The sequence below is a fragment of the Pristimantibacillus sp. PTI5 genome, assembly GCF_048572955.1.
In the GTDB taxonomy this organism is placed as follows: Bacteria; Bacillota; Bacilli; order Paenibacillales; family Paenibacillaceae; genus Pristimantibacillus.
This window is the reverse complement of record NZ_CP183886.1, coordinates 4,096,847-4,108,878: the sequence shown is the minus strand read 5'-3', so window position 1 is coordinate 4,108,878 and position 12,032 is coordinate 4,096,847. Positions and strand designations below refer to the sequence as shown.

At 42.9% G+C, this 12,032-nt stretch carries 8 protein-coding genes; 1 reads left to right on the top strand and 7 read right to left on the bottom strand.

Annotated features, from left to right (window positions below):
* Positions 1 to 2: 2 nt before the first annotated feature.
* The 6 genes from ACN6MW_RS18405 to ACN6MW_RS18380 all read right to left on the bottom strand — a co-directional run bounded on the left by ACN6MW_RS18405 (position 3) and on the right by ACN6MW_RS18380 (position 9,080).
* A complete protein-coding gene (locus ACN6MW_RS18405) occupies positions 3 to 2,840 on the bottom strand; it encodes an anti-phage-associated DUF1156 domain-containing protein (protein ID WP_419871510.1) in 2,838 nt (945 codons plus the stop codon).
* On the bottom strand, positions 2,840 to 3,427 hold the full coding sequence (locus ACN6MW_RS18400; RefSeq protein ID WP_419871509.1) for an anti-phage-associated DUF3780 domain-containing protein: 588 nt from the start codon (positions 3,425 to 3,427) through the stop codon (positions 2,840 to 2,842). Before ACN6MW_RS18400 ends, ACN6MW_RS18405 begins: the two co-directional genes overlap by 1 nt.
* Positions 3,424 to 6,492, bottom strand: coding sequence for an anti-phage-associated DUF499 domain-containing protein (locus tag ACN6MW_RS18395; protein ID WP_419871508.1), 3,069 nt, complete (start codon positions 6,490 to 6,492; stop codon positions 3,424 to 3,426). Before ACN6MW_RS18395 ends, ACN6MW_RS18400 begins: the two co-directional genes overlap by 4 nt.
* 278 nt (positions 6,493 to 6,770) lie before the next feature.
* Complete coding sequence (locus ACN6MW_RS18390; protein WP_419871507.1) at positions 6,771 to 7,220, bottom strand: tyrosine-type recombinase/integrase; 450 nt, start codon at positions 7,218 to 7,220, stop codon at positions 6,771 to 6,773.
* 506 nt (positions 7,221 to 7,726) lie between these two features.
* On the bottom strand, positions 7,727 to 8,002 hold the full coding sequence (locus ACN6MW_RS18385) for a hypothetical protein (RefSeq protein ID WP_419871506.1): 276 nt from the start codon (positions 8,000 to 8,002) through the stop codon (positions 7,727 to 7,729).
* Positions 8,003 to 8,513: 511 nt separating this feature from the next.
* Positions 8,514 to 9,080, bottom strand: coding sequence for a hypothetical protein (locus ACN6MW_RS18380; protein ID WP_419871505.1), 567 nt, complete (start codon positions 9,078 to 9,080; stop codon positions 8,514 to 8,516).
* Between the two features lie 433 nt (positions 9,081 to 9,513).
* Here ACN6MW_RS18380 and ACN6MW_RS18375 point away from each other — a divergent pair, with 433 nt between their 5' ends.
* Positions 9,514 to 10,173 carry an exonuclease domain-containing protein gene (locus tag ACN6MW_RS18375; RefSeq protein WP_419871504.1) on the top strand — a complete coding sequence of 220 codons (660 nt, stop codon included), beginning with the start codon at positions 9,514 to 9,516 and terminating at the stop codon, positions 10,171 to 10,173.
* Positions 10,174 to 10,398: 225 nt separating this feature from the next.
* Here ACN6MW_RS18375 and ACN6MW_RS18370 read toward each other — a convergent pair whose 3' ends face one another.
* Complete coding sequence (locus tag ACN6MW_RS18370) at positions 10,399 to 11,997, bottom strand: hypothetical protein (protein ID WP_419871503.1); 1,599 nt, start codon at positions 11,995 to 11,997, stop codon at positions 10,399 to 10,401.
* Positions 11,998 to 12,032: the final 35 nt, after the last annotated feature.

Sequence of the window (12,032 nt, the reverse complement as noted above, 5' to 3'; positions counted from 1 at the left end):
TTTTATAGCCTCTGGTTTCTTATAGCTTCCGCGAGTATGCGCGCGTAGCTTGCTTCTAAGTCGGGATTAAGGGTTTTCGTGCCTTTAATGCCTTCCCGTTTTTCTGCCAGATAGTCTGCCATTTTGAAGAGCAAAGTTTTGTTGGGCAGATAATTGGGACAGTTTTCCATAAGGTGCAGCAACACATCATCCACTTCCACCTCTTTGGATAATTCAAAGAGAGCGTAGAGTAGAGCCCGCAGCGGAGTCCCTACAATTTCAGCATCTCCGGCCATCATCGTGCTTTTGAACTCGGTCGATAACTTCAAACGAGCAGAATTGGCTTTAGAGCTATCACTCATCAACTGGTCAAAGTGATGGACTTTGAAAGCTTTGGCGAAGTTCTGATAGTTATCTAGAGTTGCGGCACCCTGATGCTCCATTTCCGTCATTTTAAGATAGAAACGCTCCACAGCTTGCAGTTTCTGCCATTCCCCTTTTTCGAATCCAACCGGGACAAGGAACTGGACGGCTGTCTGGACTGCAAATTCGATCAGTTCACCAACGAAGGTTTTTTTGCCTTTTTGGCGAGGGGCTTCTGCTTCGGTGACCATGTCCTTGCCGTCAATGCGGGAATAAGCTGTCAGAACTTTCAGAGCAGCAGCATATCCGGCCATCTGCAAGTCTGCATCTGTATATAGCCCTTCTGAACCTTGAGCCCGCACCTTTGTATCCAATCCAATCAACGACTCCACCTGTTCCTTAACCGCGTCTTCAATCTCCCAGCCCAGATCATCGCGGAAGGTCTCCAGCTCTTCATGGCGTTTGCGAAGAATCAGTATAATAGTTCCCTTAACATTTGCTCCCTGACGCAATGCAGAATCTGTTTCCGTTACCACGTACCAAGCCGCCGTCACTTGCAAACCACTGGCCCAGATGATGTTGGCCATGTCTGCCCAAATAGCACCACTTTGATGGGTAAACATTAAAACCTGAATGCCATTGTCCGGCATTTTTTGAGCCATCTTACGGTAAGCCGCCACCATGCCTTGGCGGAATCCCTCATCCTCACCTTTAATAGCTAACGAACGACGGCTGTCCCAATTCCAGTGTGCAAATTCCTTAGGAGGATTCTTTCGCAACCATGCAATAAAGAATTCGGTGATCTCTTCATATTTTACCGCATCACCGTAAGGTGGGTCTGTGATGTAGATGTCGTTTTCTACATCAAGGTCTTGGGCGGGGTGGGTATTAACAGTAACTGTATTATCTGTAAACGGGAACTCTGGAGACCTAATTGAAAAAACAGGTTTTAAATATTCAGTAGCCCTCAGCCCATAATCATACATGGTATTTAATGCTTGATTAAGAAAAACCTGCTGGGTACTCCCACCGCCGCCATCTGATCTATGCCAAACACATAATTTAGCATTAAGATTGAGAATTCTAGTTAAAATAATGGAGCTTTCAGATATTTTGATATTTTTCTTAATAAAATAGTTTGTGAGCAATTGCCTTGGATTAAACAAATGGTGCCAATGAGTCCAGCCACGAGTTCTAATAGGCTCGTCGGTCTTCTCTCCAGCTTCTATTACCATATCGGGTATGTAGCCCTTTTCTTGCCAATCTTTGAGATTACTTCTAACATAGTCGATTACTTTATTCTCTCGATCCAGATCATCATCTGTGACCGAACGAAACTCATAGTCGTACTGAGTGCCTTTTTGTTTCTTTTTCATCCATTGGACGCAGTATAGACGTTCCTGAAAAATATCATTAGGACGCGGAATAAAATCTGATTTTTCCCATAACCGCAGACGGTTCTTATTTTCTTTGCCCTCTTTGTAATCGCCTCGAATGTTTTTGATACTGACTCGATAGCGATTCATGCCATCAGGAGAATGAACGACATCTCCATCCTGAATGGTGCCGTATTTGGCGGCCTCCATCTCTGCATCAGTCTTCACAGAGCGAATCGAGATGTCATAGCGTTTTTCAGTTGGAATAGGTATGAGCTCGGCAATTACCCTGTAGCCTTTGCTAATGATAAGCGTTGGTAACAATGGCACCTTCCAGCCCGATTCTGGGCAGACCACTTCCACGCAGTAAAGATAGACTTTAGCCCGCCAGCCCTTGCCGTCGGTTTCCACGCCCAGTGCATCGATTTCCTGTTGTACCTTCTCAGCGAGTTTTTTTTGAGCGTTATCAATTTCGACCCGCTTATCCTTACTAGCACCCACGATATTGAAGGCTCCCCAGGTGAGTAAACAGGCAATAGGGTTGAGATCGGAAGCATAGACATCACATCCTAAGCGAGCTGCTTCAAAAGGTATTTGACCAGAACCAGAGAATACATCGGCTACCTTCGGACGTCGTCCGAACCGAGCAATCCCCATTTGCTCCACCAGTTCAGGAAATGATTTAGCAGATGTGCCCAGATGTTGATTCACGTAGTACCAAATATGCGCGTAAATTTGGTCGTCCAGTTCTTCAGGGCGTTTTGCCTTTCTTACCTGTTCGGAGTAGGGCAACACCAATAATTCCGCCACGGAATCGCGTTTGGAAACAGGAAGCGTTGCCTCGAGGCGCTTCTCCATCGTCTCCGCATCCATGCCCATCAGCATCTCAAAGACTTCCAAATCTTTGAGGTGGTCCCCTGTAGCTGGAAGTAATGACCCAAGAATACATGCCTTATTGAGAATGAGTGGTTTTCGACCTTTCCAATAGCTTCCAAGTGCGGTAAGTGTTTTACCTGAACCCGCCATCTGCTCTTTATAGCTTTCAGCGGATATTTTCTGGACCGGAAACAGATGTTCAATAAGTGCCGGTTTGTCTTTCCATTCAAATGGTGCTAGTGCCATTAGATATCTCCCTTTTCTATGAAATCAAAAAGAGTCAGGGTCTCTTGTTGTTCTGGCTTTTCTTTTGTCTTTGGCTTCTTTTTGGGTTCTAGCTTAATATTTGAACCATCAGACAAGGCACAATAAAGGGCTTTGCGCCAGCCTCGCCCAGACTGATTGTCATGTCCTGCCTCCGAAGCGGTTTTGCTGTAGAGCCACCAGCGTTCCTCAGGACGCAACGCCAACCACTTTTGGCATATCACAAGACACTCCTCAGGTGAGGCATGCTCCGCTGCCCAGCCAAGGACACACAACTCTCTTCCCAGAAAGCGGTCCAACTTGACTTTTCCGATTGTCCAGCTGCCAGTACTTTGCTTTTTGTTTTTTAGGCGTGCATTAAAGTCTCGTCTAGCGTCATCCCTAATCTTGTTCCAAAGCTCACGAGCAAGAACCAGTCTGCATTCAACCGTTTCACGACGGGCTTCATCGCCAACGAAGCCAAAATCTTCATAAATACAGATAGCATCCCGTGGAGCTGCGGGAATATCTGCATAAAAATGGTGCATACCAAATTCTGTCGGTGCTCCAAAATCTGTAGTTCCACTCATTTTTGTTCTACCTCTCCATTGCCTATCTCAATTCCTAGCTGCTTCGCAAATTGCTCTAAATCGTAACCGGTTGGCGTATAGGCCTTTTTAAAAGTCATAATCACTGGTGCATCTGGGCTCAGGAGCGTTTGAAGATGAGCCAACTCCCTTTCAACAAACTCTGCACTGATCTTAATTTGGCCAAAGGAAAGATTGATCACCTTTGGTGCAGAGCCCACCATCAGCATCACCTGTTCAAATTCGATTCCTTTATCCTTCGCCATCTTCAGTCCCTCATACGTTTTTGAGGAACTATCCAATCGTTTTGGTGATTGGCTATACAAAATCGCAGGGACTTCTTTAATAATAGGAACTTCCTTGGAGCCGGACCTATAAAAGGTAAAGTTCCGTTTCTCCTCAAGGCCATCACACTCTGCAAAAACATAAATCGTCGTTTCTTCATCTCCAAACTGAATAGGACCTGTATAATCAACCCCGTTTCGGGCTTCTGATCCATCCAAGGTGTACTTAATTGCACCTTTCGGTGAGACAAATAATTCTACTGTTCTCGAAACTTCGTCAAATCGATTGCGAAGTGTCAGACGATTAGTCCATGTTTTGGGCGAACCAGTTAAGTTCTTTCCAGTAGGATCGACGGCAAGAAACTGAACTCGCAGTGCTTTGGTTGCCAGTGAATTTTCGCTTAATACTGGGCTATTTTCGGAAACATCACTGTCCTCTGCATAGTAGATTCGAGGGCTGTTGCCTGCATTCACCACATCAATTTTCAAACGTACTGTGCCTGAGTCATCCGGGGACGAGTCTTCACTAATAATGACCTCTGTTGTTTTGGGTTTCGGCTTCTTCGTGATGTAGCCATTCCCCAAGTCTTCCCAAATACCACGCTGGTATGCCTCAATAGCCAACTGATCAAATCCACGGCTTGGAAGCCACGGCATGTGAGTATTCTGCTTCATTTTGTCCAGCAAGTCAGTCTTGCGTGCCTCATCCTGAGCGCCGAAAAGCAACGATTCTGTTCTTGCGCGAAGAGCATCAAAGTTTTCGCTGATCTGGGTATACAATTTGATGGGATCAGAAGTCAGCGTTTTTACAACCTGCCGTTCACCATTGTAGGATTCATTTGACGGATAAGTACTATCGAGTGCTTTCGGCCGAAGCACATCTTCCCCCCGATTGTTTCCCGGGAATAAAAGTTTGTCAAAAACCGAAAGAACAGTGGTTTGGAAATCCTGTTCGTATTGAGCTTTCTTCTCATCCAACTCTTTTCGCTGCGGGTGTGAACCGGGAATTTCATTATCCGCTTTCGTTACTGAATAGACATGACGGGCGGCTTTTTCGATGCTGGCAATAGATGACTTATCACCAGTCAAAACCAGCACATTATTTTTATTAACCAGACCTTTGAAGAAATTAGAAACAACACCTGGAGGGTTCTTCCCATCTGGACTGATTATCAACAGTGCCCTTCCTGTTTTAAGAACAGCCTCTGCTTCATCCATTTCAGGCAGTGGTAACACTTTTTCATATGCTTCTTTGGTTACCGGTCTATACATATCTTCAAGGCGATGGCGTATCAGTTCATCTACTTTGTTTTGCGGAGCTTTATCCGCATACCCTTGAAGCTTTTTCGTTAAATTTTCCTGATGACTGAAATAGTTACGTCCTTCCTGGGTCTGGTGTACATACCAGGCGGATTTTTGAAGCTCACTAAATGCGGTTAGGAAACCACTTCCTTGGTGGTTAGGGTCGATCAAGCATTCAAGCATTTCACTTTGAGTGAGCCCTTTTACAGAATTGACTGCAGTTGAAAGGCTGGCTGTGAGCAAAAGAGTTCCAACCTGTTTTGCATAATGATTACCGCTGTTGATGTCGATGATCTGCGCATGGGCGCTGTCAGTGGAATCCCAGAGGTCTCTTGCAATCACATCCCGCATTTCAGAGATTTCGGCCAGCTTCTCACGAACATCGTGGATGGAAAGATCAAAATGCTGAGCACCAATTAGATATACGTCTTCGCTGCTTTCCCAGACGGATTTCAAAAGACGCGAAACCAATTCCATTAAACCACGCGTTTGTTTGAACTTTTCATTTTCCTTAAACAGGGCAACAATACTCTTGAAGCTTGGATGGAAGGGATAGGTTGATTCAATATCGTTTGCCAATGCCTCAGCGCTTCTTTCAACCGTTTTTGCCTTTGCTGCTTCTGTCAGCCTTGACGCATAAACTGAGGCAACTTCTGCTATCACGCTGTTATCCGGTAACGAAAGAAATAGACGTTTGCGAAGAATTTCATAGATTTCATTGGATTCCAGATTAACCGGAGTAATAGAAACTTCCGCACGCCCCAGCTCCTGTGTAGCATCATCAAGAGCGCGTTGGATTAACTTCCCGCCAGTATCGTAGGCAGCCTCCAGGTCAGATACGACAATACAGACATTTTTCTTTTTTTGAGCTGCAGTCAGCATATTGGAAAATGCTCTGGTAACCACGTCGGCAATCGTTCCATGCCCTAAAACCTGAGTGCTGTAATAATGGAAATATGGAGGCATCTCATCAAAAAGAATAAGAATGGGCTCTTCGCCATCGAACAGATTTACCCATGACTGTTCATCCGGAGCCTTTGCACCGGATTCCCAATATTCTCTGAAGAGACTCTCTTTGCCTAACTGACGAGCAATTTCTCCCCAGAAATAAGTATGAGGATTGTTACGTCCATTAAAAGCGGCTATCTTTGCCGAATCAAAATCTGACTGATATGGTATGGAGCCTATTTGTGTCTCCCGAAGGGTCGAATCTTTTGCCAGGAGTCCAAATCCGACCATCAAGTGCGTTTTACCACCACCCATGGCTTGTTTAAGATGGAACACGGTATCGTTTGACTTTCCGGCAAGACGTGCCATACCTTTGGAAAGAAGAGTCTTCATTCCATCTGTTATAAACGTTTTCTTAAAGTAATCCTGCCCGTTGGTATCATGAATGATCTGATCCAGTTGCTCGATCTGATCACCAACATTTATTTCAAGGGACTTGGGTTGTAATTGGCATGCTGATTTGATTGTTTTCATTATAAGCTCCTTTATTTGGGGGGGATTATAATATCTTCCACTTTTTTATTTATACCATTTTTTATCGCTTTGGCGTGGTATTGCATAGCGTTGTTATTGTATTTGCTGGTTATTTCTCGCAACCGCTTAATCGATGCCATTGCCTTTTCCCTCAATACAATATGTAATTGCCCTCATTTTAAGTAGGTGGCGTAAGGCGGTTCTTTAACTCAACCTCACATTTTTCAGTCACATAATGATAAATACGCACCTCGTGTTTATCGAAATACTACTTATTATCACAAAGAAAAGTTCTGCATGGCCTGATCAATCATATCGTCTGTAATTCCAATATATCGCATTGTTACGGATTGGGATGAATGGCCAAAAATCTGTTGAAGCACAACCAAATCCTTGTACTTTTGATAAAAGTGATACCCGAAAGTCTTTCTCATGCTATGTGTTCCTATCGATTCCTGAATGCCGGCTTCCCGCGCAGCAGCATTAATAATATTCCAGGCTTGTACGCGGCTAATCGGCTTATCCCCATTCCGTGAAGGGAATAAGTAATCCGAATCCCCTAGTGTACGGCAATACTTTTGGATTTCGCTTTTTAGCGCATCCGTCATCAAAATGCGGCGGGTTTTCCCGGTTTTCTTCTCTCGTACCTTAAGATGCGTGGCCGACTTCACATCCCACACACGCAGAGGCAAAATATCACTGACCCTAAGGCCCGAATTAATCCCCATAAAAAACAAAAAATAATCCCGGTAAGATCGATGTATAAGCAGTTCTTTTATCTGACGGATCTTCTCCAGGTTACGGATTGGTTGAACGGTGTTTGCACCTTGAGATGGTCTCAGGGGTAACCCTCCTCCCACCCGAAATGTTTAACTAAATTATACAATAGAATCAAAATGTTAAGTACAAGTTTTTAATGGAACCGAAAATAAACAAAAATGCATTGCTAAAAGCCTCTTTTCAGCCATCAGCATGCGTTTTCACCAATTTAACATTTTGTGCATTTTGATAATTTCATTCTTCAATGGTATTTTCGATTTGCAAAAGTTGTCTCGGGGGTCCATGAGCACAAAAAGTCCCGAGGATGCTTTTTAACGATCCTTTCGGATTTCTAATAATTCGAAACACATGCGGCTCTTAATGTTTATCGTAAGGACATAATATCGTGTTTCTTTGCCTGACAAATAATCGCGATTAGTAATGCTCTCAATCGCCTGTTTCGTGATCTGTTCACTTATGGAATGTTTTCTCCTCGACTAATTACTTCTACCACAAGCATCTTAAAAATTTCATTTTTCCCAGTACCAAGAATCTTGAAAGACTGCAAATCTAAATGATATTGCCCTTTAAGTACAATCATTGCCTCTCGATTATGAGTAGTGCCGCCTGAGGCATTCTTCCAGCTTAGTTGCCCCTGAATAAGTCGGTCTTGATGTATACGGAAATCTTCATCAACGGAAGTAACTCTTTTCGTCTTTTCCCAGTAATTACGGTCATTCGTGATGAGCACGGCATAGCCTTTTGTGCCTGGTCTTTGTGTAATGATCGTTTCGAGTTTTTCAAGATCCTTCAGATAATCATAGCGGGATATATCTTGTGCAGCTTGGTTTTTCAGTTCAGTATGATTTCCGTTAAAAATACTTTTAACAAAGCTGTTTTATATCGGACTTCGAACGCTAACTGGTCGTTCTTCTCAGCAAAAATATCAATCTTGGCCTTCCCGAAGTCTCGGTTTATTTGAGCCTGATAACCAGCCATTTTTAAGCTAGCACCCAACCTATCTCGTAGATCGAACTGGGAAAGAGGGATCACGCTCAATGATTTTATGATTGAGATAATCTCCATGGACCACTCTGCTTCTTCTTCCTCTATGGTCATTGTTGAATTATGAGCTTTGAGTGGTTCTTTAATTTATATAATTGAATTAGCTTTTTCTTAGCCAATTCCTGATTGTCATCTCTATTCTCTAACACAGTCATTCCTCCACTCCTAAACGCAAAACAGATAATACAATTAAACCCCTAACGCGGTGAAAAGCTTCCTCCAAACACCTCACGTTTGTGATAATGCTTAAATCGTTTACAAACCTCATTTTCAAATGTCTTTAGACTGTGAGTTCGGCACATTTCCTTAACATAAAAATCACAATTTCCACAGTTACGATACTCATGACTCGTCTTATATATACCTTTGGATTTTTTGGGGTCTAGTTGACCTTGATTAATATTTTCCCCTTGTTTTTTCTTCAGTTCTAATTGTTTTTGGCGTTCATTATCTTTTTTTATTTTGGGATCTATATATGTTTTTACTGGTGAGCCTGTACCTGAAAAACGACGGTTACTATTACTTGTCACAGTATGAGTAGTGGAAATTGGTAATTCAAGATGCTCCCAACCAGAATCATCGATATGATCACCCTTCATGACGTGGTCTAATCGGCAAGACCTGCAATGAAAGAAGTTTGTTTGCCGTTCTATTTTAGTTTTTTTAACCTGATAGTACCAAGCAGCTTGTTTTCGTACGATTTGAAGTGAAGAACCGCAAACCGAACATCGCTTATTAATGTCACAAAGTAAATACTTCTTCATGCAATCGCCCCCGAGTCCATCATCACATCTTAATCAAATTATAGATTCTAATTTTGACATAATGTCGTCAGCAAACAAATGTTCTAACTCTGAGAAATTCATGACGCAACTATAAACCGATTATTAAGTACACAAATATGCACAAAATATTATCGGTTTGATATTTGTAAATATATAGAAAGTTTATTAGACCCCCTCCAGTCATTAGGGACTAGGTCTAAAGATATAGATTCGACACAGTTTCACGATTCCCTCCTTATTCTTCCGATGTAATAAATTAGGAGTATATTATAACTGTATTATTAATTCAGTTCCCTTTATTACAAGCAAATCCACATTCGACTTTCTCGAACAAACGTTCCATGACAATCTATTGTCTTTTCCATCTGCTATCCTAGAGCTATAAATGCAATTGCCGAGGGGAGAGAATATTATGAATTACATCGTCTACGACATGGAGTTCACGGTCTTAAAAAACCGTCAGTACCTAGCAGATATACTGGAGATCGGTGCGATTAAGCTCAGCGATGAGGGCGGTCAGCTCGCTATGGTCGATTTATTTCACACTTATGTACGGCCTCATACATACAAGACCATCACACCTCTAACAACGGAGTTCACCGGTATTACTCAAGAACAGGTTAATGCTGCTCCCGCCTTTCAAGAAGTCGTTTCAGACTTCCAGGTTTGGCTGGGTGACGAGCCTTATTACATGTGCTCCTGGGGACCTGACGACAAACAGCAATTTATAAGACACTGTACTTTACACAACATTGGGCTCAATTGGATCCAGAACTACAACGACATACAACTTATGTTCACACGTTTACAAGGCGGCGACCATGGGCAACGATGGGGTTTAAAACGTGCACTTGCAGAAAAGGAAATATCATTCTTCGGCAATCATCACAATGCTTTGGATGATGCATTTAATACAGCAAAACTGTTCACAAAAATTCTTCCGCAACTTTCACTTGAGCAAAATAATGCAGCCGATGAGCTACGCTATACAACCTCGCTCGTTTACTCGACAGGGAATGAGAAGAATACACCTTTCGGTCATCTGGCCGAATTACTTGGAACAGCCATATGAATAAATTATAAATGGACTGCTCATTCAAGAGCAGTCCATTTATTTATCATCCATATTGTTCAAAAATCCAAGATGATCCTTACATTTAATGACTGATATCGGCGATGACAGAAACAGCCTCGTCAAAATGAATGGTAAATCATATCTCCGTTTGAACGGTAATCTTATATGTATGATTCCGGATATCTGTTGCACCAGGATTATGTTCTATGACCTTATACCTCGTTAATATGATGGCCACGTGAAATTAGATTTGTAGTACTCTTGTTTAAGACGTTTCAGATCATGTTCCCATTCCCCGATAGCATAAGAGAACTTTGCGCGCCCTCCTGTCTGGGATTTTCGCAACCGGACGTTGCGTGCAATCGTGTAGGCGATCTCCTTCAGGGCAATGGCCGGAATAGCTCTATGCACCAGAACATCCCATCGTTGTCCGCGGTTAAGTCCGGTTATACGATACCCCAGCCGATGCAGCGGCGTTTCTTCGCGAAAATTCCCATCCCGATCCGAATGCCCGTCAGATTCTTGCACTTCCGTGCTGGGCCATCTAAATTGATCGTTCCTTACAGATGATAAGGGCTCTTTCATTATTTTTATGTTCGTCTTACTCTTATTGCTCGGATATTCGATTGGGTCCAAATCCACCTTGCACCGAAGAGGCTCAAGCGCCTTATTCATCTCCAGCTTCATACGATCATAGGCATAGACTCGCTCGCACTGACCGCAAGTTAGCAGTAATTGATGGATTTGTCTCGGCGTCTGAACCGCCTTCTTCCCAAAACCGTCTACAAGGAATCTTTGTTCAACGAGCTGGTTTTGCTTGCAATGCGGACAGTGGCTGGTTTTATTCTTGATTTGCCAAATCTCGTTCGCCCTCTTCATATTATTCGGCGCTGCTGTCCCCGCCGAGGCTTCTTGAAGGCTCTGTAATCCTTGAACGATCTTTTCCTTCAGTTTATCTTTTTCCCTCTCGTTAAATAGTTTCCATTGAGAAAGAAGCAGCGTCATTTTTTCCAGCGAATTCTTTGAAAAAATTCGCTGTGTCATCGTCTCGCTGTAGGCTTTGTAAAGAATTATCTCAGGTATCTGAGACTCATGAAGGAAACGTCCACTATCTGTCGCAGCCTGTAATAGAACATTATCCATGGAAAAGTAGGCGCAAATCCAGAGAAATCTAGCAAACTCCTTCTCATCGATGTCAGCATCCAGAAAAGGCCACTCCGTATCCAATAAATCCGACACGGCATTTTTTAAAGGCACATCCAGATCATAGAGCAATAAGGTATGCAGAAAAGCTAATATAGCTTTCGGCGAATTCGTATCAGTTATTGTTCGGTTCAGCATCTTATGATGCTGACTCAGCAACGTATGAACAGTCTTACGTAATAAAGTATCCTCGGCTTGCCTCAACCAATCCGTTAAGTCGATAATCATCCGTTCCTGATCCTCGTAATCTTCTGACACAACCGTAAACATAGCTTCAATAATACTTCCTAGCGAAACACACTCGAGATCCGATAGATCATGCTTGTTGTCGTTGGTTAGTAAGTAGCGGAGCCCTGCATAGGCAATGGCATGCTTGCCATATGTCAGTAATCCTTCCAACCTCTTTAGGAGGATCGGAAAGCTTCTATCACCGTAAGTTTCCGTAATGGCAAGGAAGATCTTCTTCCAAATATGCTCATCACCGAACTCCATCAAGACTTGCCACAACAATTCATTCTCCCATTGGGACTCCTTATAACTTTGTTCAAGCTCATTGAACACTTTTTTCACTTCGAATAATCTAAAATCGATCAGTGTATTCCAATCATTTGTATTCATTACGCTCGTCTCCTTACCGGTTTTGAATCCATTTC

Excerpts from the sequence above, each read along its gene's own strand:
- ACN6MW_RS18395 (WP_419871508.1), bottom strand. The coding sequence starts at position 6,492 with ATGAAAACAATCAAATCAGCATGCCAATTACAACCCAAGTCCCTTGAA.
- ACN6MW_RS18400 (WP_419871509.1), bottom strand. The coding sequence starts at position 3,427 with ATGAGTGGAACTACAGATTTTGGAGCACCGACAGAATTTGGTATGCAC.
- ACN6MW_RS18390 (WP_419871507.1), bottom strand. The coding sequence starts at position 7,220 with ATGGGGATTAATTCGGGCCTTAGGGTCAGTGATATTTTGCCTCTGCGT.
- ACN6MW_RS18370 (WP_419871503.1), bottom strand. The coding sequence starts at position 11,997 with ATGAATACAAATGATTGGAATACACTGATCGATTTTAGATTATTCGAA.
- ACN6MW_RS18375 (WP_419871504.1), top strand. The coding sequence starts at position 9,514 with ATGAATTACATCGTCTACGACATGGAGTTCACGGTCTTAAAAAACCGT.
- ACN6MW_RS18405 (WP_419871510.1), bottom strand. The coding sequence starts at position 2,840 with ATGGCACTAGCACCATTTGAATGGAAAGACAAACCGGCACTTATTGAA.
- ACN6MW_RS18380 (WP_419871505.1), bottom strand. The coding sequence starts at position 9,080 with ATGAAGAAGTATTTACTTTGTGACATTAATAAGCGATGTTCGGTTTGC.